Origin of the sequence: Pseudarthrobacter sp. PH31-O2 (assembly GCF_030063265.1) — a bacterium.
In the GTDB taxonomy this organism is placed as follows: domain Bacteria; phylum Actinomycetota; class Actinomycetes; order Actinomycetales; family Micrococcaceae; genus Arthrobacter.
This window is the reverse complement of the sequence record NZ_JASIST010000002.1, coordinates 65,533-92,191: the sequence shown is the minus strand read 5'-3', so window position 1 is coordinate 92,191 and position 26,659 is coordinate 65,533. Positions and strand designations below refer to the sequence as shown.

Here is a 26,659-nt window from a genome sequence, read left to right as displayed (position 1 = left end):
CCAACCGGTGGCGGCCCTTCTGCGCGCCCGGCGCCGCCAGCTCCGCACTCACGGGACCGGCGGGATCCCCGGTCCCGGATGCGACCGCCGGGTACCGGGTGCGGCCGCCAGTCCCGGATGCGACCGCCAGTCCCGGCGCAACGGCTGCGGCCGCCGGGTCCCCGCCGGGGCAACGGGTGCGGCCGCCGGCGTCCCGGCGCAACGGCGGCAGCGGCGCCACGCCGGGCAGCATCGCCAAGCCGGGCGGCATTGTTGGCAGCCTTCCTCCCGGGCATACAAAAGGCCCCCGCCCATTGGGCGGGGGCCTTTTGCGGCTAGGGAAGGGCGAGCTTACAGCTTGCCGAATTCTTCCTTGACCGGCTTGTAGGTGTTGTCATCCTGGAACTCGTAGATGCCGATGTAGGCCTCTGTCGGGTCGCCGGCGTCGGAGAACGTTACGGGGCCGGACTGGCCGTCGTAGTCGATGTCCTTGCCGTTGCGCAGCAGGGTGACGCAGGAGGGGAAGTCGTTGCACTTTTCGCCGCCTTCAGACACGTCCTTCAGGTGCGCCGCGATGTCAGTTCCCTTGGTGCTCTTGGCTTCCTCTGCTGCCAGTGCGATCAGGTTCACGGCATCGTAGGACTCGCCTGAATAGCTGTAGTCCTTCAGCGCGGGATCGATGGCCAGCAGCTTCTTCTTGAAGTCGTCCTTGGCGAAGGTACCCGGGATGGTGCCCTGGGCGCCCTTCAGGGTGCCTGCCTGGAAGTCCTTGCTGTAGTCGGACATGTTGCCGTCCACCAGGAACATCTGGGTGGGCTTGACGCCCTTGCCCGTCATCAGCGGAACAATGCTCTTGGCCTGGTCAAAGGTGATCAGGGCGATGGCATCCGGCTTGGCCGCAAGCACCTTGTCCACCTGGCTGCTGAACTGCGAATCGCCTTCGTTGAAGAGCTCCTGGGCAACAACCTTGCCGCCGGCTGCCTCAAAAGCGGACTGTACGTTCTTGGCCAGGCCGGTCCCGTACGCGTCGTTCAGGACGATCATGCCAACGGTCTGGGCGCCACAGGTCGCCATGTAGTTGCCGAGGACCTTGCCCTGGAGAACGTCCGACGGGGCGGTGCGCCAGAACAAACCCTTGTCATCCCAGGCGGTGAAGTCCGGGGAGGTATTTGCCGGCGAGAACTGGATGACGCCTGCGCCGGTGATCTGGTTGATGACGGTCTTGGAGACACCCGAAGAAGCGGCACCAATGACTGCGCTGACACCCTGTCCGAGCAGGGCGCTGGTGGACTGCGTGGCAATATCGGTTTTGGTGTCACCGGAGTCGCGGTGGATGATTTCAACGGGCTTGCCCAGCACACCCCCGGCGTCATTGACTTCCTTGATACCAAGGTTGACGCCAGCGATTTCGGGCGGGCCCAGGAACGCCAGCGACCCCGTTGTCGGCAGGAGCGATCCAAGCTTAAGAGCGGTTTCGGTGGTGGTCGTGGAGGCCGGAACGGCCCCGCCGGCTGCGGCGGTCGACTTGGCGCCGGCAGTGGCGCTCGGTGCGGGGCACGCGATGCCTGCAGCGGCGTTGGCCGAAGCGGTTCCGGATCCGGACGACGACGGGGTGGACGAGCCACCACAAGCCGTAGCCAGAAGGGCAACGCCGATGCTAAGCGCGGTCAGCTTAGCGATGCGGGGTGCCGCCTGGGGGAGTGAAGTCATTTACAATCTCCTCGATCTAAAGGTGCGAACGGCCTTTGATGCGAAAGATCAGGTGTTCCTGATTTACCTTCAAGCTAGTGCACTTCCGGCCCGATCCAAAGTGACTACGGTCACATCCTTATAACACTCGTTGCATAGAGGAAATCTGGCCAGGAATCGGCAGGCGCCATAAAGTGTGCCCCAGGTGGGACTCGAACCCACAACACGCGGATTTTAAGTCCGCTGCCTCTGCCAATTGGGCTACTGGGGCGCCCGGTCCATAATAGCCCGCCGGGCGCTGGTCTCAGCGATGCCAAACGCCTCGGCGTAGTGGAAGCTTCCGCTCACCCCGCCCGGCCAGAGTGCCAGCGGCAGCAACTGGAAGTGCGGACCCCAGGCTGCACAGGGTGGCTCAACCCCGAGGGATGTCGATGGCACAAAGCCAAAGCGCGAGTAGTATTCCGGGTCGCCGAGCAGTGCGATGCCCCGCTCCCCCGCAGCGTTGGCCCGGGCAATGGTCTCCTGCATCAGCGCGCTGCCAATGCCGTGGCGCTGCAGTCTCGGCAGCACACCGATCGGCCCCAGTCCCAGCAGGTCCAATTCGCCCGCGCGCCCGCGGGTGCTGATCACGTGCCCCACGACGGCGCCGTCGAGCTCCGCAACGATGCTGAACTCCGGCAGGAATTCGGCACAGTCAAAGAGCGCACCCACCAAACGGACTTCCCCGGGCCCGCCGTCGGCCGGCAGTCCGCTGACCGGCGAGAGGACGAAGGCGGCGGCGGTGAGGGCGAGGATGGCGGACCGGTCCGCGGGCCGCCCTGTGCGGAGCACCAGCTCCGGGGCAGGCGTGTGCCCGCCGTGCGCGGCGGACAGTTCGTGCAGCGCCTCCAGCGCCCGGTCGGCATCTGCGACGGGGACCAGGATGTGGTCATGATGGAAGCCGGCGAGGACATTGCAGCTGATTTTGGCCTCCGTGAGGGCGGTGCTGACGGCTGCCGTCAGGCCGATGGCGTCAAGCGAGGAATGTACCTGGAGGGTGATCCAGGCGCCGACGAAGCCGTAGGACAGTCCGAGGGTGTCAGCGTCCTTGCGCGGCAGGACAACAGTCATTCCTTCCGCCTCGCGAACGGCGGCTTCGATCGTCCCTTCAAGCGGCCGTCCGTGCGGCCAGAGGGTGTAGACGAACTCGCCTCCGCGCAGTTCCGGGCGCATCGTGGCGAGCAGGGTGCGGAGGTCCGTTGCGGCTGTCATGGAGCCAGTCTAGGGGCCTACCCCGCCGGGGTTGGCCCGACGACGGCCGGCCCGCGCCCTTCCCGGGTGGACCTACGGCCGACCTTCCGGTTAACGGCGGCGGCGGCCGCGCCCCGGAAGGGAACGGCCGCCGTCGCGGGCAAGTGCTGGCTACTTGGCGTCAGCCGACACACTTTCCTTGCTGCTGGCCGGGCTGGCCTCTGCTGCCTGCTTCTCAGGGGCGGGAGCCGAGGCCGGCTTGGGCGCGGGCGTTGCCGCAGCGACGAATGCGCCGCGGGGGTTGTCCAAGTCGATCAGCTGGGTCGTGTCGCGGCCCATAAAGAAAGCCAGGATCCAACCGAAGATCACCCGGACCTTGCGCTCAACGGTGGGCATGGCGAATCCGTGGTAACCACGGTGTGCCAGCCAGGCAAGCGGTCCCTTGAGTCCGATCCGGCCCAGAAGGTTGATGTTTGCAACACCCTTCCATTCGCCGAAACCGGCGACCGCGCCCAGGTTTTTGTGTTTGTAGTCCGTGAGCGGCTTGTCCCAGCGGGAAGCCCACAGGTTCTTGGCCAGGCGTTTGGCCTGGCGCAGCGCGTGCTGCGCGTTCGGGACGCAGGTACCGTCCGGCAGGCCGCTGCCTGTAAGGTCCGGCACTGCCGCGACGTCGCCGGCGGCCCAGGCGTTCTCGATGATGCCTTCGTCCCCGGCGATGCGCAGGTCCGCGAGGACACGGACGCGGCCGCGGGGTTCGAGCGGGAAGTCGGTGGAGCGGACCATGGGGTTGGCCTGCACACCGGCGGTCCAGACGAGGGTGTCGGCCTGGAATTCCTGGGCCGCGGTCTTGTCCGGAAGGTTGATCAGCTTCAGGGAACCTTCGGCGTTGTCCAGCGAGGTGTTAAGCAGGACTTCGATGCCGCGGCTGCGCAGGTGCTCAACCACCCAGTCTGCCTGGCTGGCGGTGACCTCAGGCATAATGCGTCCCATGGCCTCGACCAGGACGAAGCGGACTTCCTCCTGGCTGATGCGGGAGTTGTTCTTGACCGCGGCGCGGGCGAGGTCTTCCATTTCGGTAATGCACTCGATGCCGGCGAAGCCGCCGCCGACGACCACGAAGGTCAGGGCGCGGGCGCGTTCGGCGGGATCGGTCATTAGCGAGCCGGCTTCGATCCGGTCCAGGACCTTGTTGCGCAGGGCGACGGCTTCCTCGATGGTCTTGAGGCCGATGCCCTTGTCCGCAAGTCCCTTGATCGGGAAGGTGCGGGTAATAGCACCGGCGGCCACCACAACGTCGAAGTAGGGAATTTCGAAGTTTTCGCCGCCGTCAGCCGGGGCGATCACTGCCGTGCGGTTTTCGTGGTCGATCGAGGTGACGCGGCCCTGAATGAGCTCGGTCTGCTTGAGGTGCTGGCGGTGCGAGACGACGGCGTGCCGTGCCTCGATGTTTCCGCCGGCAACCTCGGGGAGGAAGGGCTGATAGGTCATGTACGGCAGTGGATCAACCACGGTGACAATGCCACCGGCGTTAGCGATCTTCTTCTGCAGTTTGAGGGCTACGTACAGGCCGACGTATCCGCCGCCGACGACGAGTACCCTGGGACGGTCCTGGAGCTGAGGGGAGAGTGCCATTCCCCAAGAATACCGTACTTTGTGAAAAACTTCACTAACTATGGTTTTCCGTTGGAATCCGCCGAATCGAGCACACCGGTATCGGCGGCGGCCGGGCCGTCGGGGCTTCCCTGGCCGGCCGTCCGGGCGCCACGGCGGAGCTGGAAGGCTGCGGCGGCCAGGATGCAGAGGAAAAGCCCGCCGAAGCCCAGCACCACCAGGGCCGGCACGGCAGCATCGAGCTCGGACGGGCGCTCCGCGACGGGGACTGTGGGTTCCGGCAGGGTGGGCGCCGCGCTGGAGGGCACGGCGGGTGCCGGCGCGGGCGCCGTCGCCAGGTTTCCCCGCCGGTGGACCCGGATCCAGTCCGAAATCGTGCCAAGTGGATTGATTTTGGTGTCCGGCACGTCGGCCTTGAGCGCCGCCTCGGCGTCGAGGATCCCGAACCCGTATAACGGATCCTTCCCCGGAGCGCCGGCGTCCTTGGCGGTGGTGACTATTCTGTTGATGACCTGGCTGGCCGTCATGTCCGGCCATTTGGAGCGGATCAGCGCCGCAACCCCGGCCACGATCGGGGTAGCACCCGAGGTGCCGGCCCACTCTGCGTAGCCGCCCCCGGGCAAGCCTCCGATCAGGTTTTCGGCGGGCGCCGCAACGCCGATGCTGATGCCCTGGGATGAGGAGTCAATACTGGCAATTCCCTTGCGGTCCAGCCCGGCGACAGTCAGCACGCCCGGGATGGTGGCCGGCGCACCGACCTGGACGTTGCCGCCCCCGCGGTTACCCGCAGCGGCAACAATCACCACGTCCTTCTGTTCGGCGTACAGGAATGCCGCGTCCCAGCTCTGCGGCCACTCGGGCGAGGTGCTGCCAAGGGAGATATTGATGACGCGGGCGCCGTTATCGACGGCCCAGCGGACGGCCTGGGGTATCTGGTCCTGGTCGGTCTTACCGCCGGGGTTCGGCGATCCGAGCCACGTGGAGACGGAGAGCAACTGCGCTTCGGGCGCGACCCCCACGATGCCGTCCGGCGCGACGGACGGGGCGGGGCCGGCACTGGGTGTGGCAGTTGCACCGGCAGGCTGATGTCCCCGGCCCGCCAGCATGGTCGCGACCAGGGTTCCGTGCTCGGGCTTGGCACCGATGCTCTTCTGGCCGTCAGGACTGCCGGCGCCGGAGATGTCGACGCCGCCGGCAAGCACCCCGGCCAGATCGGGGTGTTTGCCGTCCACGCCGCTGTCAATCACGGCAACCTTGACGTTGGCGCCCCTGGAAACTTCCCAGGCCTTGGTGATGCCGGATTCTGCCAGCCAGTATTCCTTGTCGCGCCAGGGGTCGGCGTGCGCGGCAGGGGCAGCCGTCAGGGTGGCCGCCAACGCGCCGCCGGCAAGGGCCACGGCCATCAACGCGGAGGCGGTCCGGCGGCGCCGGGCTGTTGCTCTGGTCATTCGGGTCCTATCGGCGGGTCAGCTTTGGGCGCTGCGGTGAGGTGGCGGCGCGAAACGCCGGGTGGGATGCGGGGACGGTGTGAGGCCGGGTGGCGCGTCCGGCCAACGCAGTCAAGCCAAGCGGCCGCTTAGCTGATACTCAAGGCAATTCCATCAAGAATATCGTGTTCGCTGGTCACTGCCGTCCCGACCCTGCCCTGGGTTACCGCGGCCAGCCGATCCACAGCGCGCCGCCAGACGAGGGCACCCGCTCCGATGACATCTACCCGGCCCGGGTGCATGTAGGGCAGGACGGCCCGGTCCGCACGTGACATCTCCAGCAGTTCGGTGCAGGCCCGGCGTATGGCGTCGAGCGAAAGTTCGGTGCCGTGGATCGCAGCGGAGGAGTACTCCTCCAGCGCGAGCGCATGGGCGGTGATGGTGGTGATGGAACCGGCCACCCCAACGACGGCGGCAGTTTGGTCCAGCGGGACTGCACCGGCGGCCTCATCGAGGGCAGCGTCGACGTCTGCCTCCGCAGCGGCGATCTCTGCTGCCGTGGGCGGGTCGCTGCGCAGGTGGCGTTCGGTCAGCCGCACACAGCCAATGTCAACGCTCCTGGCGGCAATAACACCGCCGGCGTTGCCCAGCACAAACTCGGTACTGCCCCCGCCGAGGTCCACCACAAGGACGGGATCCGCGCCCCGGGAGGGCAGGACGCTGCTCGCGCCCGCGAAGGACAGGGCGGCCTCGCTGTCCCCGCTGATGACCTCAGGTTCGACGGCCAAAAGCCCGCGGATGCCATCAACGAAGACCTGCCGGTTGCGGGCATCGCGGGTGGCCGAAGTCGCCACAAAACGGACTTTGGTGGCCGCATGCCGGCGGATCTGCTCGGCATAGTCGCTGGCGGCGGCGAAGGTCCGGTCGAGGGCCTCCCAGGAGAGTTCGCCGGTGGCGTCCACGCCCTGGCCGAGCCTGACGACGCGCATTTCGCGCACAACGTCGTTCAGCCGGGGTGCCGGGCCGGCCGTGTCCACATCGGCGATCAGCAACCGGATCGAGTTGGTGCCGCAGTCGATGGCGGCGACGCGGGTCATTTGCCGGCTCCGGCGGTTTCGGTCCCGGGCGTGATGCCGGGGTCCTCGGGACGTGCCTTACGGACCGGGGCCGGCCGGCCGACGATCGCCGGCAGCCCCTGCGGGCCGTGCCTGCTCAGGTCCTGGGAGGGGGCCTCGCCGCCGGTGTGCCAGGCGCCGTCGCAGTAGCAGCGCTCCTGTGTCCACCATTCGCTGATGGCCGCAATAGCCTCGTCGCCGAGCGGATTCACACCCGGTCCTGCTGCGAGCGACTGGCCCACCAGGACGTGCAGGCATTTGACGCGGGTGGGCATACCCCCGGCGGAGATGCCGTCAATTTCGGGCACGGGACCGATTCCGGACCTGGCGCCGATCTCCGCACGGGACGCGAGGTAGGCCCGGTGGGCGGCCCGGTAGTCCAAGGCCAGTTCCGCGTCCGCCCCAAGCCGTTCGTTCATCTCGTTCATCAGGCCGGCAGCTTCAAGCCGCGAGACCGCGGATGTGATGACCGGGTGGGTGAGGTAGAAGGTCGTGGGGAAGGGTGTGCCGTTGCTCAGCCGTGGGGACGTGGCCGCCACCAGCGGGTTGCCGCACACGCAGCGGGCCGGGATCTCCACGACGTCCCGCACGGGGCGTCCCAACTGCCGGCTCAGGACATCGAGGTCACGGGCCGAGGGCCGGCGGGTTTCCGCCACGGACCGGGCCGTCTCAGGGGATCCCGGATTCACTGCAGTCGGGGTCTGGTCCACTCGGTTCTCGTCCACGGGCGCGGCACCTTCCTGCCCTGTCTGGATTGTCGGTCCGACGATCCTGCGGCGGGCGCCGCTTTTTTAGTCTGTTGCCGAGCGCCGGATCGAGTCCCAGAGGGAATCGACCCAAGGCAGCTCGGCCGGGTCTTGTTGGGATTGCGCCCCGGCCGCGCCACTGCCCGCCCCGGCAGGCAAATCGCTGCCGAAGACCCAGTAGCCCGTTTCGCCGGGCATAACCATGTTAATGCGGTCCCGGGCCTGCTGCTTTACATAGTTCGGATCCTGCCACCGCGAGACCTGGCGTTTAAGCTCATTTTGCTGCGACTGCTTGGCGGAGATGTCCGCCTGGAGTTCGGCTATTTCGCCTCGTTTTTCAATGAAGATCTTGACCGTGGGCGCCAGCATGATCGTGATGGCAATCATCACGACCAAAAGCGCCAGCATGCGTCCGGAGAAGGCTTTCGCCGGCACGGGGTCGAGGTGTTCTCCGCCGGCTTCGGCACCGGCCTTGGACGTGCCCGTGCCGCTCGTGGCCGCTCCGGGCACAGCGTTGCGCGGGGCCGGTGTACGGCGTGCAGCGCCGGCCTGCCGTGTCGAGGGTGCAGTGCCGGCGTGCTGGCCCGCGGTGCGGCCGGATCCGCGCCCATCCGCCGCGGCGTTGCTGCCCTCGTGGCCCGCTGCTCCGCGGGAGCCGCCGAAATCAGCCTCGATGACGTCGCCGGTGGCCGGAGACTTCGGGGCCGCGGGCGTGGCCCGGGGAACCTTGGGTCGGCGGGTAGCCATCTCACTCCTGTAATGCCAGGTTCTCCCCCGGCTGGCTTGCTGCATTCAGTGCTGGGTCCCGCGGCCCGCGGCACAGGCGAGGGGCCGGGGTGCTGCTCCGCTCGTACGGTGCCACGAGGCCGGTCTCAAAAACAAACCGGCAGCCATGGTCTTTCAACCATAGCCACCGGTTTTGTGTTCCTGCGGTTATTAGCCCTTGAAACGCGGGAAAGCGCTGCGGCCGGCGTAGCGTGCGGCGTCGTCGAGTTCCTCTTCGATCCGCAGCAGCTGGTTGTACTTGGCGACACGCTCGGACCGCGCCGGAGCCCCGGTTTTGATCTGCCCCGCGTTGGTGGCAACGGCGATGTCGGCGATTGTGGTGTCCTCGGTCTCGCCGGAGCGGTGTGAGGTGATGGTGGTGTACCCGGCGCGCTGCGCAAGGGAAACGGCATCCAGGGTTTCGGTCAGGGAACCGATCTGGTTGACCTTCACCAGCAGCGAGTTGGCGGTTGCCGAATCGATGCCGGTCTGCAGGCGTTCGGGGTTGGTGACGAAGAGATCGTCACCGACGATCTGGACCTTGTCGCCGATGGCGTCGGTGAGGGCCTTCCAGCCCTCCCAGTCGTTTTCGTCCAGCGGATCCTCGATGGAGACCAGCGGGTAGTCGGCCACGAGCTCGGCGTAGTAGGCGCTCATCTCCGTAGAGCTCAGGGATTTGCCCTCGAACTGGTAGGCGCCGTCCGTGAAGAACTCCGAAGAGGCGACGTCCAGGGCGAGTGCAATGTCCTGGCCCGGGGTGTAGCCGGCGTTCCGGATGGCTTCCTGGATGAGGTCCAGGGCAGCCCGGTTGGAGGGCAGGTTGGGTGCAAAGCCGCCCTCGTCGCCGAGGCCGGTGGACAGGCCCTTTGCCTGCAGGACCGCTTTGAGCGCGTGGTAGACCTCCACGCCCCAGCGCAGTCCTTCGGAGAAGGTCTCGGCGCCGAGCGGGACAACCATGAATTCCTGGATGTCGACGTCGGAGTCGGCGTGCGAGCCGCCGTTGAGGATGTTCATCAGCGGCACGGGCAGGACGTGGGCGTTCGGTCCGCCGAGGTACTTGTACAGCGGCAGGTCAGCGGAGGCTGCGGCGGCGTTGGCGACGGCCAGGGATACGCCCAGGATGGCGTTGGCGCCGAGCTTGCTCTTGTTGGCGGTTCCGTCCAAGTCAATCATCGACTGGTCGATGCTGCGCTGGTCAGTGGCGTCGAAACCGATCAGGGCCGGGGCGATCTGGTCGATGACCGCGTCGACGGCCTTCTGGACGCCCTTGCCGAGGTACCGGCCTTTGTCCCCGTCGCGGAGTTCAACGGCTTCGTGCTCGCCGGTGGAGGCTCCGGAGGGAACTGCTGCACGGCCGATCTGGCCGTCCGAGAGCAGGACTTCAACTTCTACGGTGGGGTTGCCACGGGAATCGAGGATCTCGCGGGCGTGGATGGCATCGATAAGCGCCATGGATAGGCTCCTTAGGGTGAAGCGATCTGCTGGGAATCTGATGGGAGAGGCTGGGAATCAAGCTGAAAAACCGACGTCCTCGTCGCTACCAGCCTAGTCGAGAGTGGGATAAGTTACAGAAAGCTATCCGGCGGCGGACGTCATTTTGGCCGATTAGGGTGACCGCGGCGGGTGTTGGCCGTCCTGGAAGCGGCGGTTGGCGCCGCGGAGGGCCCGTTCGGCGTCCAGGCCCCGGGCCCGGGCGGCGGCCGCCATTGCGAACAGCAGGTCCCCGAGTTGCTCTTCCGAGGGCGGAACCGCTATCCCTACCGGCCCGGTTGACGGCGGGAAGCCGGCCCGTTCGGCGCGGTCCTGGAGTTTTTGCGCCCGTGCCAGCGCGGGAAGGGCTGCGGGGACACCGCCGAGGGCTCCGTTGGCTTCCGGGCCGGCGGGGACGAGCCGTTCCGAGCGCTTAACCGCGTCCCAGGTTCGGACGATTTCCTCAACCGTGGCCGGAAAGGACTCCTGCAGCGAACCGTCCCGGCGGAACACATGCGGGTTGCGCCGGACCATTTTGGCCGTGAGTCCGCGGGCCACGTCGTCGAGGTCGAAGGCGCCGCGTTCCTGGGCGAGCCGGGCATGGAGGACCACCTGAAGCAGGACGTCGCCAAGTTCGGCTTTCAGCTCAGCGTCGCCACCGGCCGTCTCGATGGTTTCGGCCACCTCGAAGGCCTCCTCAAGCAGGTACTCCACGAGGGATTCATGGGTGAGGGCAGCCATCCAGGGGCAGTGGGCGCGCAGCGCGCCAATCGTCTCCGCCAGCGTTTCGACAGCACCGGCCGTCCCGCGGCGTCCTCCAGGCTAGCCAAGGTCGGCGTAAGCCTCGTTGATGTACTCGACGAGGGCTTCCTTCTCCTCCAGCGGCAGGAAAGCGGCCTCGGCCGCGTTCAGCGTCAGTTCCAGCAGGTCATCGAGGTCGTAGTCGAAAGTCTCGACCAGGAGCTCAAACTCGTCCGTGAGCGTCACGCCGCTCATCAGCCGGTTGTCGGTGTTGATGGTGACGTTGAAGCCGAGCTGGTAAAGCATGTCCAGCGGGTGGCTTTCGATGCCCTCGCCGAACCCTGCGACGGCGCCGGTCTGCAGGTTGGAGGAAGGGCAGATCTCCAGGGCGATGCCGCGGTCGCGGACCCAGCTGGCCAGGTCACCCAAGGTCACCATGCCGATGTTGTCATCGAGCTCGTCCCCGGCACCGTCGGCATCGTCGTCTGCTTCGAATTCAACGGTAACGTCCTCGGCGATCCGGACGCCGTGGCCCAAGCGCAGAGCGCGGCCGTCGACCAGCGCCGATTGGATGCTTTCAAGGCCGGCGGCTTCCCCGGCATGCACCGTCGCCGGGAAGTTGTGCTGGGCAAGGTAGGTGAAGGCGTCCTTGAACCGGGATGGCAGGAAGCCGTCTTCGGCGCCGGCGATGTCGAAGCCTACGGCACCGTTGTTGCGGTGGCGGACCGCCAGTTCCGCGATTTCCTGGCCGCGGTCGGCATGGCGCATGGCGGTGATGAGCTGGCCGACCTGGATGTCGCGGCCGGTCTCGGCGACGGCATCCACACCGGCCTCCAGGCCGGCCTGTACGGCTTCGACGGCCTCGTCCAGGCTCAGGCCCTGCTGGAGGTGCTGTTCGGGGGCCCAGCGCACTTCACCGTAGACAACACCGTCGTCGGCGAGGTCTTCGACGAATTCCTGGGCGACACGGAAGAGTCCGGCCTTGGTCTGCATCACGGCGATGGTGTGGTCGAAGGTCTCCAGGTAGCGGACCAGGGAGCCGGAGTCCGCGGATTCGCGGAACCACTCCCCCAGTGCGACCGGATCGGTGGAGGGCAGGGTGTGTCCCGCGGCCTCGGCAAGTTCAATGATGGTGGCCGGACGGAGTCCGCCGTCCAGGTGGTCGTGAAGGGAAACCTTGGGGAGGCCCTTCAGGTCAAAGTCGAGGTCAGGGGCAGCGTCAAGAATTATCTCAGTCACGTTCCAACCTTAGGGTCCGATGCCGTGCAATACCAGCCGGGCCCGGAGCCAGGAATCAGGCTTCGACGTCCGCCGGTGTCTCCCGGGTCTTGGGCGCCGGTGCAGTGCCGGAAGCCTGGCCCGGCGAGCCGGCAGCGCCTGCCGGGGCGGGTCCGGTCTTGGCTGTGGCGCCAGCGTTGGCGGATCGGCCGGCTGCCGTGGCGGCGCCCCGGGCGTCGCGCCAGCGGTGCAGCCAGGTCAGGAGGTGATCGACGACAATACCCAGCACAATGGCGAAGGCGATGGCGATGCCGACGCCCAGCAGGGGGTGTTCATGGACCCAGTTGCCGGCGAGGATGCCAACACCGGCCGAATACGCGACCCAGGTGACTGAGGCGCAGATGTCCAGGATGACGAACCGCCGGCGCGGGTAGGCGGTGGTACCGGCAATCCAGTTGACCGCCACGCGCCCGACCGGAATGTAGCGGGCCGTGAAGATCAGCATGGCGCCACGTTTGTCCAGTTCGTAGCGGGCCCAGTTCAGCGCCCGCTGGACCTTGGGCCTGCGCATCCAGCGGAAGCGCTCGACGCCGACATGCCGGCCCAGCAGGTAGGCCATGTTGTCGCCGGCAATAGCGCCGACGGCGGCCGCTGCCATCACAAACCACATGTTCGGCTGCCCGGATGTCACGGACAGGGCACCCAGGGCGACGATCAGGGTTTCGCTCGGCAGAATCGGCACAAATCCGTCAATGAAGCAGAAGATCGTCAGAATTGGAAAAATCCACCATTGACCCGCGGCATGGAGAATTGCCTCATTGATAAATTCCACGCGGGCGTTGCTCCTAGGAAAGTGGTGAAAAGCGCTCTTCAGTGTCCCATGTCGGAAACGGATACGCTACGTTCCCGGCGGATGAATCTCCCGGTTTCAGCGCTCAGTCGGTTGGGACCCGGAAGGCGGGACCGGCAGTTCGGGCTCCACGGGAAGGGTTCCGCGGAGCCAGCGGATGAGGACGTCCACCAGGATGCCCAGGCCGATCGCGCAAATCACGGCGACGATGACCCCGAGCAGGTGGTTCTCCGCAAACCATTGGCCAAAAAACAGTCCCGTTGCGACCGAGTACAAGGCCCAGAGCACCGCGGAGAGCACCGTCAACCCAACAAAGCGCGGACGCGGGAACCCGGTGGCGCCGGCCGTCAGGTTGACCGCCACCCGGCCGATCGGGACGAACCGCGCCACCAGGACCAGGGAGGCGGGCCGTTTGCGCAGCTCGGTGCCGGCCCAGCGGAACGCGCGCTGCATACGATGCCCGCGCGACCAGGCCCAGCGCTGCGTGCCGGTGTTGCGGCCGATCAGGTAGGCGATGTTGTCCCCGAGGAACGCGCCCGCGGCCGCCGTCGCGGCGAGCAGCAACGCGTTGGGAACACCGGCGCTGGCCGCCACCGAGGCCAGTCCGACGACCACGGATTCGCTGGGAACAGGCGGGAAGAAGCCGTCAATCACGCAGCATACAAACACCAGGAGGAGCACCCAGGGTTGGCCTGCGGCGGCAAGGATGAAGTCGTTGATTGCCTGCACGGTTTCCTAACAAACAACGGGAGGACTGCTGTTGTGCAAGTGTACTGCCGGCTTGCCCTATCACTTGTGGCGGCCAAACCCCGAGGGTTTGGCCCACCGCCGATAGGGCAACCCGGCGGCTAGGCGATGCGGTCGATGATGAGCTGCTGCGCCGGGCGGGACCCTTCCGGGGCAATCACCACGGCATGTTCGAGGGCTTCCCTGGCCCGTTCGAACTTCTCCGGGGTATCCGTCAGCAGCGTCATCAGCGGTTCGCCGGCTTTGACCGTCGCGCCGGGTTTGGCGTGCATCCGCACCCCGGCACCGGCCTGGACCTGGTCCTCCTTGCGCGCGCGTCCGGCACCAAGGCGCCAGGCTGCGACTCCGACGGCCATCGCGTCGAGCTCCACCAACACGCCGTCGGCGGGCGCGTAGAGCACTTCGGATTCCCTGGCCACCGGGAGGGTTGCCCGCGGGTCGCCGCCCTGCGCCTCGATCATGCGGTTCCAGACGTCCATCGCCCGGCCGTCCTTCAGCGCCGCCCGGGGATCGGCGTCGTGGACGCCTGCGCAGGCGAGCATCTCCTCCGCGAGCCGGACCGTGAGCTCCACAACGTCCTCCGGTCCGCCGCCGGCAAGGACCTCCACCGATTCCTCGACCTCGATCGCGTTGCCGGCGGTGAGGCCCAGCGGTGTGTTCATGTTGGTCAGCAGGGCCACTGTGTTAACACCGGCGTCCTTGCCCAGGGCCACCATGGTCTCGGCGAGTTCGCGGGCGCGCGCCTCGTTTTTCATAAACGCGCCGCTGCCGACCTTGACGTCCAGCACCAAGGATCCGGTGCCCTCCGCGATTTTTTTGCTCATGATCGACGACGCGATCAGCGGGATGGCCTCGACGGTGCCCGTGACGTCCCGCAGGGCGTAGAGCTTCTTATCCGCCGGAGCCAGCCCGGCCCCGGCTGCGCAGATGACGGCTCCGACGTCCTGGAGCTGCGCCAGCATTTCCTCGTTGCTCAGCGCGGCGCGCCAACCCGGGATCGACTCGAGCTTGTCCAGGGTGCCGCCGGTGTGGCCCAGGCCGCGACCGGACAGCTGCGGGACAGCAACGCCGAAGACCGCCACCAGGGGTGCCAGCGGCAGGGTGATCTTATCTCCGACGCCGCCGGTGGAGTGCTTGTCGGAGGTGGGCTTTACGCTGCCGTCGGGCCGGCGCAGGCTGGAGAAGTCCATCCGTTCACCGGAAGCGATCATCGCCGCGGTCCAGCGTGAAATCTCGGCCCGGTCCATGCCGTTAAGCAGGATTGCCATGTTCAAGGCGGCCATCTGCTCGTCGGCGATCGCACCGCGGGTGTACGCGTCGATCGTCCAGTCAATTTGGGCGGGACTGAGCACACCCTTGTCACGCTTGATGCGGATGATGTCGACGGCGTCAAACGATTCGGTCATGTTCGGTGGTGTCACCGGGGTTCCTCCAGGTGTTGGGGGCCAAAAGCATCGGGAAGGACCTGGCCCATGGTCTTGATTCCCTGCGTGGTCATAAGCTCCATGTCGGGAGCCCTGAATTCATAGAGCAACTGCCGGCAGCGACCGCACGGCATCAGCACGTTGCCGCCGGCGTCGACGCAGTAGAAGGCACGGAGCAGGCCGCCGCCGGTCATCTGCAAATTACCGACGAGGGCGCACTCGGCACACAGCGTCAGCCCGTAGCTGGCATTTTCGACGTTGCAGCCGCTCACAATCCGGCCGTCCGCGGTGAGGGCTGCTGCCCCGACCGCGAACTTCGAATACGGCGCGTAGGCATTGGCCATCGCGGTGACCGCGGCGGCCTTGAGGGCCGCCCAGTCAACGTTGGTGCACTCCATCGTCAACCCTTCACATACGGTATGCCGTCGGCCGCCGGCGGCCGGGACCGGCCAACGAGTCCGGCGACCGCAAACACGGTTACGAGGTAGGGCAGCATTGCCATAAACTGGCTCGGCACCGGGGTGCCGATGATCGTCACAATGCTCTGCAGGTTGTCGGCGAAACCAAACAGCAGCGCTGCGAAGAACGCCCCCAACGGATTCCAGCGCCCCAGGATCATCGCCGCGAGGGCAATAAAGCCGCGGCCACCGGAGATCTCCTTCGTGAAGCTGTCGATCGCCACCAGCGTGAAGAACGATCCACCGATACCGGCTACAGCGCCGCCGAGCGTGACGTTCCAGAACCGGGTTGCGTTGACGTTGATGCCCAGGGTGTCGGCAGCCTGCGGGTGTTCGCCGACGGCGCGGACCCGCAGGCCCCACTTGGTCTTGAACAGCGCAATCCACACCACGATCACGGCCACGTACATCAGGTAGCCAACAACGGACTGCTTGAAGAGGATGGGTCCGAGGACCGGGATGCTGGACAGCCCCGGAATTTCGATGATGGGAAGCCGCCCCGGCGAGTTAAACATTTCCTTGTCCGCCTGCATCACGGTGCTGAACAGAAAGCCCGTGAGGCCCGAGATCAGGACGTTGAGCACCACACCGACGATGATCTGGTTGACCACGTACTTGATGCTGAACACTGCCAGCACCATCGAGACGAGGGCTCCGGCCACGGCTGCCGCGAGCAGACCCAGGTACGGGCTGCCGGTCAGGCTGGCAACGATAGCGGCGGTGAAGGCACCGCCAAGCAACTGGCCTTCAATGGCGATGTTCACAACGCCGGCTCGTTCGCACAGCACCCCTGACAGGGAGCCGAAGACAATCGGTACGGCGAGGGTCACGGATCCGGCGATCAGGCCCGCCAGCGAGATGCTGGGGGTCCGGGCGCCGCCGACCACCCAGACCAGGAAGGCCACCACGAACAGGACCGTGAACAGGACAGGCAGCCAGCGCGGGGGCCGCTGGATTTTTGTCTTGAGGAACATCGCGTAGCCGGCCAGGGCCAGCAGGATCACGGACAGCACCAGCCCGGTGAGGTAGGCCGGCGCCTCGATAGCCGGCAGCTGGAAGAAATCCCCGCCGGAGGAGATGCCGAATTTTGCCGTCTCGTGCGGGCCCAGCAGGCCAAAAAAGACGAATGCGATGACGGCCAGGACCAGCAGCGTCACGGGCAGCTTCCAGGTGACCGGTTTGGCGGAGACCGTCGGCTTCCTGTTCGCCTCTGGACGCGGGCGGTCCTGCTCTTGCTTACGGGGTTCTCCCGGGACGGGGGACGTTGTTGTTGTGCTCATGCTGCACCTCCGGTGGCTGCTGCCTGCTGGGACTTGCCGGCGGATACGGCCTTCTTTTTGCGCGGGTTGAGCCCAAAAACGGCCCGGACCAGGGGTGGCGCCGCGATGAACAGCACAATGAGCGACTGCACCACCAGCACAATGTCTATCGGGGTTCCGGTCTGGATCTGCATCTGGACCGCACCGGCGCGGAAGGCGCCGAACAGCACACCGGCGGCGAAGGTGCCCCACGGCGTCGAACGTCCCAGCAGTGCGACGGTAATGGCGTCAAAGCCGTAGGTCGCCGCTACACCGTCGGTGAGTACTTTTTCGGTTCCCGCTACCTGCGCGACGCCGGCCAGTCCGGCGAGGCCGCCGGCGATCGCCATCACCAGGATGGTGGCGCGCGGGACGTTGATGCCTGCGGTGAGGGCCGCATTTGGGTTGGCTCCCACCGCGCGGAACTCGAAGCCGATGGTCGAGCGGTTCAGCAGCCACCAGACGAACACCGTTGCCGCGATGGCCAGCAGGAAGCCAAGGTGCAGCCGGTACTGGCTGCCGAAAAGCTGCGGATATACGGCCGACGGGTCCAGCAGCGGTGAGATAGGTGTGGTTTCCCCGGGACGCTGGAACGCCGGTGTGTCCAGGAGGTAGCGCACCAGGTACAGGGCAATGTAGTTGAACATGATGGTCACGATGACCTCATGGGCCCCGGTCCGCGCTTTAAGCACGCCGACCAGGCCGCCCCAGACGGCGCCGCCAACGACGCCGGCAAGCACCACAAGCAGCAGGTGAAGGCCCACCGGCAGCTCCAGCTCGAAACCGACCCAGGCGGCCACGATGCCGGCCATGATGATCTGGCCCTGCGCGCCGATGTTAAAGAGTCCCGCGCGGAATGCCAGGGCGACACCGAGGCCGGCGGTGATCAGCGGAGTGGCGATGGTGAGGGTTTCCAGCAGCGGGGCGAACTGTCCGCCCAAGCCGCTGCCCCGCGGGTTGAATACCGAGCCCTGGAAGAGCGCGACGTAGGAACTTGTCGCGGCTGACCAGACGGCGGCGAGGAAGTCGGCCGGGCGGGCAAAGAAGTAGCTCGACGTCGCCGCGACCTCCTTGTCGGTGCTGGCAATAAGCAGTCCCCCAAGAATCAAGGCAAGGAGGACAGCCAGTGCTGTCACAATGCCGTTTCCGGTGAAGATCTGGCGCAGCACCGAATCCGAGTCCCCCGCAGCTGCAAGGGAGCCGCTCTGGGCCGAGACGGGAACCGCCGATGGCCGCATTGCACCGCCGGCTGTGTCCAGGGATGTGGCCAGGGCTGCGTCATCTGCGGGGGCCCCGGTCTTCGTTTCGGCCACAGCGGCCGGCCCGGTTTCCGGGGCGTCGAGGGGTTCCGGATTCAGGTCCGGATCCGGTTCGCTCGAGCGTCGAGGCTCGTTGTTTTCACTCATGGTCGTCTCCTACGGCGCCGGAGCCGGACTCGGGCACGGTCGGCGCGGCGGGCGCCTGGTTCTTTGCTGGGGGTGCGGCGGGGCTCTCTGCGGGCCCGCCGGGTGCGGGCTTACCCGCGGAATCGGCGTGTGCGTCCTGCGGGGAGAGCCCGGCCATCATCAGGCCAAGGACGTCGCGGCCGGTGCCGGACGGGACAATCCCGACGATTTTGCCCTTGTAGAGCACTGCGATCCGGTCCGCGAGGTCGATGACTTCATCGAGTTCGGTGGAGACGATCATCACGGGCGTGCCAACGTCGCGCTCGGCCACGATGCGCTTATGCAGGAACTCGATGGACCCGACGTCCACGCCGCGGGTGGGCTGGGAGGCGATGAAGAGCCGCAGCGGCCGGGAGAGTTCCCGGGCCATCACCACTTTCTGCTGGTTTCCGCCGGACAAGGTGCCAGCCGCGAGCGAACCCGAGGGAGTGCGCACGTCAAACTCCTCGATCCGGCCCTTGGCGTTCTCCAGGACCTTGGCCGGCCGCATGCTGATGCCTTTGGCGAACGGGGCCTGGTCGTATCGGTCAAGAATCAGGTTTTCGGCAATCGAGAAGGTGCCGATCAGGCCGTCAACGTTGCGGTCTTCCGGCACGAAGCCGACCCCGGCGTTGAGGACTTCCTTGACGCTGCGGCCAATAAGTTCCGCACCGTCGAGCAGGATGGAGCCATGGACCCGGTCCTGGAGGCCCAGGATGGCCTCGGTCAGTTCGGTCTGCCCATTGCCCTGGACGCCGGCGATGGCGAGGATCTCACCGCGGGCGATGTCGAAGCTGATGCCGTCCACCACGTGCTGGCCGCTGGGCGCAATCACCGTGAGGTCCGTCACCTGGAAGGTCGTCTCCTGGGGCTTCGCCGGGGCCTTGTCCAGGGTCAGGTTCACGGCCCGGCCCACCATCATGGAAGCAAGTTCCGTCGTCGAGGCGCCGGGATCGGCGGTACCAACGACCTTGCCCCGCCGGATCACAGTGATGGTGTCCGAGACGGCTTTGACTTCACGAAGCTTGTGCGAGATGAAGACAATCGATGTGCCGTGGCTCTTGAGCTGGCGCATAATGTCCAGCAGCTCATCGGTGTCCTGCGGGGTCAGTACGGCAGTGGGTTCATCGAGAATCAGGACCCTGGCGTCGCGGACGAGTGCCTTGATGATTTCTACGCGCTGCTGCACCCCCACCGGGAGGTCCTCCACCAGGGCATCGGGGTCGACGTCAAAGCCGTACCGGTCCGAGATTTCCCGGATCTTCCGCCGGGTGTCATCCAGGTTCAGGAACCCCCCGGCCGTGGTGGTTTCCGCTCCCAGGGCGACGTTTTCCGCGACCGTAAAGACCGGAACGAGCATAAAGTGCTGGTGGACCATCCCGATGCCGGCGGCCATGGCGTCGCCCGGGCCGCGGAAGGTGACGGGTTTGCCGTCGACCAGGATCTGGCCCTCGGTCGGCTCGTACAGACCGTACAGGACATTCATCAGCGTGGACTTGCCCGCGCCGTTTTCGCCGAGCAGACAATGAATCTGCCCGGGCTCAACCACCACGTCAATGTGGTCGTTGGCTACCAGGGAGCCGAAGCGTTTGGTGATCCCCTTGAGTTCAAGTTTCAAAACTCTGACCAATCTAGAAGTATCCGGCAGTCGTGGCCCGGACGGATGATGGGGCCGCAGGATCAGCCTAGTGCCTGCAGCCGGAGGCGGAGCCGGTCCGCTCAACGAAAAGCGCCACAGCCCGTGCGGTGATGACCGGACGGGCCGTGGCGCTTAGCGGCGGAAGCTAGAGCTTCGGGCTGGCTGCGGATTCAACCTTCAGCTTGCCGTCGGCGATATCCTTTTTGATCTGCTCCAGCTGGGTCTTCACTTCGGCCGGGACCGCGGAGTCCTGGTCGTGGAACGGCGCCAGCTGCACGCCGTCGTTCGCGAGGGTGCCAACGTACGGCGTGTTGGTGAACTTGCCGTCCTTGTCTTCCTTCACAACGGTCTCGACAGCCTCGCCCATCTGCTTCATCACGGAGGAAAGCATAATGTCCTTGTAGTCCGGTGCCGTGAGGAAGCCGTCGGAGTCAACCCAGATGAGCTTAACGTCCTTGCCTGCTGCCTTGGCTTCCTTCAGGGCCGCGCCGGCACCCTTGCCAACCGGACCGGCGACGGGCATCACGATGTCAGCGCCCTGGTCCAGGAAGTTCTGGGTGAACTGCTTGCCCTTGTCCTGCTTTTCGAAGTCACCGGTGAAGGAACCGTCCTGCTTGGCCTTGTCCCAGCCGAGCACTTTCACGGTCTTGCCGTTTTTCTCGTTGTAGTACTTGACGCCGTCGGCATAGCCGTCCATAAAGATGGTGACGGTGGGGATCTTGATACCGCCGAAGGTGGCGACCGTTCCGGTCTTGGTGGTGCCGGCTGCGAGGTAGCCCGCCAGGAAGGCGGCCTGGGCCGTGTCATAAATGATCGGCTTGACGTTGCTGATCGGGGTGTCATAGCCGAAGTCGATAATGGCGAAGTGTTTGTCCGGGTTCGCCGTGGCCTGGGCCTTGGTGGCGTCGCCGAGCAGGAAGCCGACAGTGACTGTCAGGTCGCAGCCGGCCGTGACCATTGCCCGCAGGTTGGGCTCGAAGTCGTTATTGGTCTTGGACTCGGCCTGGTTGACCTTGATGCCCAGATCCTTCTCGGCCTTCTTCAGCCCCTCGTAGGAGGACTGGTTGAATGACTGGTCGTCGAATCCGCCCGAGTCGGACACGATGCAGCCGGTGTAGTTGCTGGCCGAGGCGGAGGCACTGCTGCTGGCTGTCGGTGCGGCCCCGCAACCGGTGAGTAGCAGCGCAGCCGCGCCGGCGGTGGCGACTCCTGCCACCGAACCGCGCTTGAAGGTTGCACGCAGAGAGTTCTTCAATTTTCCTCCAGGAGAAAAGAGTAGGCGCTACGACGGAAGCTCAATGAGTGTCTGTTGGCGGGGTTGCCGCTGAAACGCTGTTTTCACTGATGGATTTCGCAGCACTGCGCCGAAGCGCACTGATGAAAGCAACTTTAGTGTCCTCTAACACGTCCGTGTACCGCAGTTCACAGGGATTTCCCAGATTGTTGAGAACTTGTTACCAAGCGGTAGACAAAAAGCCCCGCACCGGGTGGATTCCGGTGCGGGGCTTGCGGCCTGCGGGCAGGCGGGGTGTGCGGTTAGAGCCGGACCAGCATCTTGCCGGTGTTGGCACCATCGAGGAGGTCCATAAAGGCCTGCGGTGCGTTCTCGAGTCCGTCCACGATGGTCTCGTCGTAGCTGACAGTGCCGTCCGCGATCCAACCGGACATGGTCTGGACAAACTCGCTCATGTGCTGCCAGTAGCCGCCGACCAGGAAGCCCTTGAGGGTCAGCTGCTTGCCGATGGCGAGCATAAGGTTGCGCGGGGCCGTCGCGGGCTCGGTTGAGTTGTACTGCGCGATGGCGCCGCACATGGCGACCCGGCCACCGACGTTGAGCACACTCAGGGCTGCTTCGAGGTGTTCGCCGCCGACGTTGTCGAAGTACACATCGATGCCCGCTTCGCCTGCGGCGGCGGTGAGCTGGTCAACAACGGGTCCGTCGTGGTAATTGAAGGCGGCATCGAAGCCGAGTTCGAGCAGGCGGGCCACCTTTTCCGGGGACCCAGCGCTGCCGATCACGCGGGAAGCGCCCATGGCCTTGGCAATCTGTCCCACCAGCGAGCCGACGGCACCGGCCGCGCCGGAGACGAAAACGGCGTCGCCGGCCTTGAAATCGGCCACCTTGAGCAGGCCCGCGTACGCCGTCAGGCCGGTCATCCCCAGCGCGCCGAGGAACGCGGAGGCGGGTGCCAGGTCCGTGCGGGCCGGCGAGGTGGCTCCGGCGTCGAGCACGGCGTATTCACGCCATCCCAGTGAATGGACGACGGCGTCGCCCACCTTACGGTCCGCGGAGCGGGAGGCAATTACTTCGCCCACGGCGCCGCCTTCCATCGCGACGTCCAAGGCAAAGGGCGCCGAGTAGGACTTGACGTCATTCATCCGGCCGCGCATGTAGGGGTCCACGGAGATAAAGAGGTTGCGGACCAGGACCTGGCCGTCCTGCAGTTCGGGCAGCGCCGTCTCGGCGATGCGGAAATTCTCCGGTACGGGACGGCCGTGCGGCCGGGATGCCAGCTGGATCTCCCGCGTGGCGGCGGGAAGGACTGTGGTTTCGGTGTCGGTGCTCATGCGGCTACCTCCATGATGTTGATGTCGACAGTGATGTTGCCACGGGTGGCATTGGAATAGGGGCAGACTTCGTGCGCCTTGGCCACGAGGGCCTCGGCGGTGGCCCGGTCCACGGCGGGCAGGGCGATCTCGAGTTCTGCGGCGATGCCGTAGCCGGCTCCATCGGCCAGCGCGCCCAGGTGGATCTTCGCGGCGACGGCGGAGTCTGTGAGGTCGGCGTGCTGCTGGCGGCCAACGAGCCGCAGCGCGGAGTGGAAGCAGGCTGCGTAGCCGGCGGCAAAGAGCTGCTCGGGGTTGGTGCCCTCGCCGCTGCCGCCCAGTTCCACCGGGCTTGCCAGCGCGACGTTAAGTTTGCCGTCCTTGGTGACGGCGGTGCCGTCGCGGCCTTCGCCCGAGGCCAGCGCCTCGGCGGTGTATAGAGTCTTCATGCGCGGTCCAATCTGTTGGCGGGAAATTCGGGAAAAATTGTGCGGGCTAGCGGGGTGCCTGCAGTGCGGCGGTGAGCCGGCCCAAGGTGTCACGCAATTGGTCGAGTTCAACAGCCGACAGGCCGGCGGCCGCCGCGAGCCGCTGCGGGATTTCCGCGGCTTTCGCGCTCAGGGCAGCGCCGTCAGCGGTGAGGAAGACCTCCACGCGGCGCTCATCGGCCGAAGAGCGCAGACGCCGCACCAGGCCAAGGGCTTCAAGCCGCTTCAGCAGCGGCGAGAGCGTTCCCGAATCAAGTGCGAGCTCGGCCCCCAACTCGCGCACGCTGCGCGGCTGCGCTTCCCACAGCACCATCATGACGAGGTACTGCGGGTAGGTCAGGCCAAGCTCTTCGAGCATCGGCCGATACGCCGCCGTCGTGGCCCGTGTTGCGGAATACATGGCGAAACACACCTGGCGGTTCAAGCGCGGAGCGTCGATTCCAGCGGCGTCGGGTGCGGCGGTCTGGCTGCCCGCGTCCGCGGAGTGCTGTGTTTCGCTCATGAAATAAACATACTCCACAATTCAATTGTGCACAACTCAATTGTGCGCAATTCAAATACGGGAAAGCTAACTGCGTTCAACCGGCCTGGTGGCCATTCGCTCCCGCCGATCTACCCGGCCCGGAACGAGGTGTCCACCTCCGGCTTTGGAAGCCTGCCGGCTAGAGGTCGCGCAGGGTTCGCAGCGCAGCGGCCGTAAGCACCTTAACACCCAGGCCCAGGGCACGTTCATCCAGGATGTAGTCACCGCGGTGCAGATCGTACTCCTCGCCGCCGGGGGTCTTGGTGCCGAGCCGCATCATGGCGCCGGGAAGGTCGGCCAGGAACCAGGCAAAGTCTTCACCGCCCATGGACTGGGGCGTCAGGACGACTGCGCCTTCGCCGATTTCGGCACGGGCCGCGGCTTCAATCAGTGCGGTTTCGTGTTCGGAGTTCACCACGGGAGGCACGCCTCGGGTGTGTTCCAGGTGCACATCAACGCCGTACGGTGCCGCGATCTGCTGGATGACCTCGTCGAGGATCTCGCCGGCACTGTGCCAGGCGTCGCGGTCCAGGCAGCGCATGGTGCCGGCCATGTAGCCGCTGGCCGGGATTGCGTTGGGCGCGGAACCGGCCGAGATATGGCCCCAGACCACTGACACCCCGCTGCGCACGTCAACCCGGCGGGAAAGCACCGCCGGGACGTTAACGGCGATCTGTGCCAGGGCAAAGACGAGTTCCTCGGTCAGGTGCGGCCGTGAAGTGTGGCCGCCACGGCCGGTCAGTTCGATCTTGATCGTGTCCGAGGCGGAGGTGATGGCGCCGATCCGGGTGCCGATCTTGCCCACCTCAATCCGGGGATCACAATGCAAGGCCAGGATCCGGGGGACCCCTTCCAGGACGCCTTGCTCGATACAGCTCTGCGCACCGCCGGGCATGGTTTCCTCGGCCGGCTGGAAAATGATCCGCACGGTGCCGCGCAGCGGCGACTCCTGGTGCATCCGCTGCAGGACCAACGCCGCGCCGAGCATGGTGGCAGTGTGCACATCATGGCCGCAGGCGTGGGTGACACCGTGGTTCTTCGAGGCGAAGGCAAGCCCCGTCTCTTCGATGATGGGGAGGGCATCAATATCACCGCGCAGGGCCGTGGCGATCGGGCCCTCCCCGATGTCCACCGTCAGGCCCGTTCCGGCGAGGCGCCGCGGCTTGAGGCCAGCTTGCTCGAGTCGCTGCGCCAGCTTGTCCGTGGTGCGGAACTCCTTGAACGAAAGCTCGGGGTGCGCATGCAGGTCCCGGCGGAAGGCGATCAGCTCCGGCAGGAGAGGCTCGAGCCACGGCCCCACCAGTGTGGTGGGTTCAGCTTCAGTAGAGTAGTTACGCACCCAATAACTCTAGCGAGCGCAGATAAAATAGCTGCATCGCGGCCGGTGCGTTACGGATCCCGAGGCTAGAGGACGTCCGTGTCGCCGCTGGCCTTAAGCGCATCAACGGCCTGCTTGACCCGCTGCGAATGCTCTTTGTGCATCACGAGCAGGGCATCCGGGGTGTCAACCACCACCACGTCCTTGATCCCGATCAGGGCGATCACACGCTTGGTGTCGGAGACCACCACACCGCTGGCGTCCTCGGTGAAGACGCGGGCGCCCTCACCGATCACTGTCACGTCCTTAACTTCTTTGGCGCTGTTGAGCCGGCCCACCGAGGCGAAGTCACCGACGTCGTCCCAGCGGAAAGTACCGGGAACGACGGCGACGTCGCCCGCGGCGGCTGCCGGTTCGGCCACGGCGTAGTCAATGGCGATCTTGGGCAGGGTGGGCCAGACCCGGGCCTGGACCTCGTCGCGCTGCGGGGTGTCCCAGGCCTTGGCGATTTCCTGCACGCCGGCGTAGAGCTCGGGCTGGTTGGCTTCGAGGTGTTTGAGCATCAGCGCGACGGGAGCCACAAACATCCCGGCGTTCCAGACGTAGTCGCCGCTGTCGAGGTACTCCTGGGCAACCTCTTCGCTGGGCTTCTCCACGAACTCAACAACGGCCTGGGCACTGGGGGCCCCGTCGACGCCGAGGTTTTTGCCCGACCGGATGTAACCGAAGCCAGTGGAGGGGTGGGTTGGCTTAATGCCGATGGTAACGATCTTGCCGGCCGCGGCCGCATGGATGGCTTCCCGCACGGCTGCATGGAACAGCTCGTCGGGGCTGATCACCTGGTCCGCGGCGAAGGAGCCCATGATGGTGTCCGGATCGCGTTCGTGCAGGATTGCGGCGGCCAGCCCGATGGCGGCGCCGGAGTCCTTCGGCTCGCTCTCCAGCACCAGGTCCGCGTCATCGATCTCGGGCAACTGCCGGCAGACTGCATCCCGGTGCGCCTTCCCGGTTACCACAAGCATGTGCTTGCCGGCGAGCGGCTCCAGCCGGTCGTACGTCGATCTCAGCAGCGTGCTGCCCGAGCCCGTGAGGTCATGAAGGAACTTGGGGGCTGCCGCTCGTGACAGGGGCCAGAGGCGGGTCCCCACTCCGCCTGCCGGAATCACCGCAATAAACCGGCTCAGGGCCGGGCCCTGAGCCGTACCCTGCAGCGCGTCCTGGCTTGTCACTTTGTCTGTAGTCATCACGGCTACTTTAGCCGACACCGGCGCACAGAGCCCTGAACCGGCGCCGGAGCAGGCAACGGGCACCGCTGCGGGCACTGATCCGAAGCAGTCCGGGCCCCGCCCACACTTCTGCCTCACTCCCGCCTCACTCCCGCGCGGAATGTGCCGTTCGTCTCAAAAGCGGACCAAAACCCCGATGGGCGACGTCACCAGCGGGTGGCTGAATTGAATAAGCTGCGAGCGAAGCCTAGATTTAGGCTTGAGCTTACGAGTGCTCTCGCAGCAGGCGTTCCCCCCGCGTGGATCCCATGCCAGCGCCGCTGTGTTGCAGGGAGGTTTATTCAGTGCCGACAAAACCAGCTGGCACCTTGTACCGCGGCCGTGAAGGCATGTGGTCCTGGGTTGGACACCGCATAACTGGTGTAGTGATTTTTTTCTTCTTGTTGGTCCATGTACTGGACACCTCATTGGTGCGTGTATCCCCCGAGGCCTACACCGCCGTGATCGGTGCCTACAAGAACCCCCTGATGGCCCTGGGTGAAACGGGCCTCGTCGCAGCGATCGTCTTCCACGCCTTTAACGGCCTGCGGGTCATCGCCGTCGATTTCTGGAAGAAGGGCGCCAAGTACCAGCGCCAGATGCTATGGACGGTGCTCATCCTCTGGGCAGTCGTTATGGTTGGCTTCTCCATCCGCCACCTGTCCCTCGCCCTTGGAGGCCACTAGC

24 protein-coding genes and 1 tRNA gene are annotated in these 26,659 nt (G+C 66.0%); 1 reads left to right on the top strand and 24 read right to left on the bottom strand.

Annotated elements, in window-relative coordinates; all coding sequences use genetic code 11:
* Positions 1-330: 330 nt before the first annotated feature.
* From QMG72_RS04435 to QMG72_RS04320, 24 genes are all read right to left on the bottom strand, one after another.
* Positions 331-1,689, bottom strand: a complete 1,359-nt coding sequence (locus QMG72_RS04435) for an ABC transporter substrate-binding protein (RefSeq protein ID WP_253033397.1) — start codon at positions 1,687-1,689, stop codon at positions 331-333.
* Between the two features lie 176 nt (positions 1,690-1,865).
* A tRNA-Leu gene (locus QMG72_RS04430) sits at positions 1,866-1,939 on the bottom strand.
* Positions 1,930-2,919, bottom strand: a complete 990-nt coding sequence (locus QMG72_RS04425; RefSeq protein ID WP_283479786.1) for an N-acetyltransferase — start codon at positions 2,917-2,919, stop codon at positions 1,930-1,932. Before QMG72_RS04425 ends, QMG72_RS04430 begins: the two co-directional genes overlap by 10 nt.
* A gap of 150 nt (positions 2,920-3,069) precedes the next feature.
* Positions 3,070-4,530 carry an NAD(P)/FAD-dependent oxidoreductase gene (locus QMG72_RS04420; protein WP_283479785.1) on the bottom strand — a complete coding sequence of 487 codons (1,461 nt, stop codon included), beginning with the start codon at positions 4,528-4,530 and terminating at the stop codon, positions 3,070-3,072.
* A 38-nt stretch (positions 4,531-4,568) separates the two neighbouring features.
* A complete protein-coding gene (locus QMG72_RS04415; RefSeq protein WP_283479784.1) occupies positions 4,569-5,957 on the bottom strand; it encodes a S8 family serine peptidase in 1,389 nt (462 codons plus the stop codon).
* 128 nt (positions 5,958-6,085) lie between these two features.
* Positions 6,086-7,033 carry a Ppx/GppA phosphatase family protein gene (locus QMG72_RS04410; protein WP_283479783.1) on the bottom strand — a complete coding sequence of 316 codons (948 nt, stop codon included), beginning with the start codon at positions 7,031-7,033 and terminating at the stop codon, positions 6,086-6,088.
* The gene (locus QMG72_RS04405; protein ID WP_226775060.1) at positions 7,030-7,740 is read right to left on the bottom strand and encodes a DUF501 domain-containing protein; all 711 of its coding nucleotides are present in this window, start codon (positions 7,738-7,740) and stop codon (positions 7,030-7,032) included. The genes QMG72_RS04410 and QMG72_RS04405 overlap by 4 nt, the downstream gene beginning before the upstream one ends.
* 102 nt (positions 7,741-7,842) lie before the next feature.
* The gene (locus QMG72_RS04400) at positions 7,843-8,544 is read right to left on the bottom strand and encodes an FtsB family cell division protein (protein ID WP_283479781.1); all 702 of its coding nucleotides are present in this window, start codon (positions 8,542-8,544) and stop codon (positions 7,843-7,845) included.
* Positions 8,545-8,733: 189 nt separating this feature from the next.
* Positions 8,734-10,014 (bottom strand): phosphopyruvate hydratase, encoded by a 1,281-nt coding sequence (gene eno / locus QMG72_RS04395; protein WP_283479780.1) that lies wholly within the window; start codon positions 10,012-10,014, stop codon positions 8,734-8,736.
* Positions 10,015-10,167: 153 nt separating this feature from the next.
* Positions 10,168-10,773 (bottom strand): MazG nucleotide pyrophosphohydrolase domain-containing protein, encoded by a 606-nt coding sequence (locus QMG72_RS04390; RefSeq protein ID WP_283479779.1) that lies wholly within the window; start codon positions 10,771-10,773, stop codon positions 10,168-10,170.
* Between the two features lie 81 nt (positions 10,774-10,854).
* Entirely contained in the window at positions 10,855-12,012 is a 1,158-nt protein-coding gene (locus QMG72_RS04385; RefSeq protein ID WP_226775048.1) for an adenosine deaminase, read from the bottom strand.
* 55 nt (positions 12,013-12,067) lie between these two features.
* Positions 12,068-12,823 (bottom strand): DedA family protein, encoded by a 756-nt coding sequence (locus QMG72_RS04380; RefSeq protein ID WP_282468095.1) that lies wholly within the window; start codon positions 12,821-12,823, stop codon positions 12,068-12,070.
* Between the two features lie 96 nt (positions 12,824-12,919).
* A complete protein-coding gene (locus QMG72_RS04375) occupies positions 12,920-13,570 on the bottom strand; it encodes a DedA family protein (protein WP_283479776.1) in 651 nt (216 codons plus the stop codon).
* 119 nt (positions 13,571-13,689) lie between these two features.
* Positions 13,690-14,994 carry a thymidine phosphorylase gene (locus QMG72_RS04370; RefSeq protein ID WP_226775062.1) on the bottom strand — a complete coding sequence of 435 codons (1,305 nt, stop codon included), beginning with the start codon at positions 14,992-14,994 and terminating at the stop codon, positions 13,690-13,692.
* A gap of 11 nt (positions 14,995-15,005) precedes the next feature.
* Positions 15,006-15,410: a cytidine deaminase gene (locus QMG72_RS04365; protein WP_226775051.1), complete on the bottom strand. Its 405-nt coding sequence runs from the start codon at positions 15,408-15,410 to the stop codon at positions 15,006-15,008.
* 2 nt (positions 15,411-15,412) lie between these two features.
* A complete protein-coding gene (locus QMG72_RS04360) occupies positions 15,413-16,750 on the bottom strand; it encodes an ABC transporter permease (RefSeq protein ID WP_226775052.1) in 1,338 nt (445 codons plus the stop codon).
* Entirely contained in the window at positions 16,747-18,174 is a 1,428-nt protein-coding gene (locus tag QMG72_RS04355) for an ABC transporter permease (RefSeq protein ID WP_282359114.1), read from the bottom strand. The genes QMG72_RS04360 and QMG72_RS04355 overlap by 4 nt, the downstream gene beginning before the upstream one ends.
* Positions 18,167-19,810, bottom strand: a complete 1,644-nt coding sequence (locus QMG72_RS04350) for an ABC transporter ATP-binding protein (protein ID WP_282359113.1) — start codon at positions 19,808-19,810, stop codon at positions 18,167-18,169. Before QMG72_RS04350 ends, QMG72_RS04355 begins: the two co-directional genes overlap by 8 nt.
* Before the next feature lie 166 nt (positions 19,811-19,976).
* Entirely contained in the window at positions 19,977-21,086 is a 1,110-nt protein-coding gene (locus QMG72_RS04345; protein WP_226775055.1) for a BMP family lipoprotein, read from the bottom strand.
* Positions 21,087-21,367: 281 nt separating this feature from the next.
* The gene (locus tag QMG72_RS04340; RefSeq protein ID WP_226775056.1) at positions 21,368-22,399 is read right to left on the bottom strand and encodes an NADP-dependent oxidoreductase; all 1,032 of its coding nucleotides are present in this window, start codon (positions 22,397-22,399) and stop codon (positions 21,368-21,370) included.
* Positions 22,396-22,827, bottom strand: a complete 432-nt coding sequence (locus QMG72_RS04335; RefSeq protein ID WP_226775057.1) for an organic hydroperoxide resistance protein — start codon at positions 22,825-22,827, stop codon at positions 22,396-22,398. The genes QMG72_RS04340 and QMG72_RS04335 overlap by 4 nt, the downstream gene beginning before the upstream one ends.
* 46 nt (positions 22,828-22,873) lie before the next feature.
* A complete protein-coding gene (locus QMG72_RS04330) occupies positions 22,874-23,266 on the bottom strand; it encodes a MarR family winged helix-turn-helix transcriptional regulator (RefSeq protein WP_226775063.1) in 393 nt (130 codons plus the stop codon).
* A 262-nt stretch (positions 23,267-23,528) separates the two neighbouring features.
* Positions 23,529-24,728: an amidohydrolase gene (locus QMG72_RS04325; protein WP_226775058.1), complete on the bottom strand. Its 1,200-nt coding sequence runs from the start codon at positions 24,726-24,728 to the stop codon at positions 23,529-23,531.
* Positions 24,729-24,793: 65 nt separating this feature from the next.
* Positions 24,794-25,951, bottom strand: a complete 1,158-nt coding sequence (locus QMG72_RS04320; protein ID WP_226775059.1) for a mannose-1-phosphate guanylyltransferase — start codon at positions 25,949-25,951, stop codon at positions 24,794-24,796.
* A gap of 326 nt (positions 25,952-26,277) precedes the next feature.
* Between QMG72_RS04320 and sdhC the strand changes: the two genes are divergently transcribed.
* A complete protein-coding gene (gene sdhC, locus QMG72_RS04315) occupies positions 26,278-26,658 on the top strand; it encodes a succinate dehydrogenase, cytochrome b556 subunit (protein ID WP_226774028.1) in 381 nt (126 codons plus the stop codon).
* The last annotated feature ends 1 nt before the right edge of the window (position 26,659 follow it).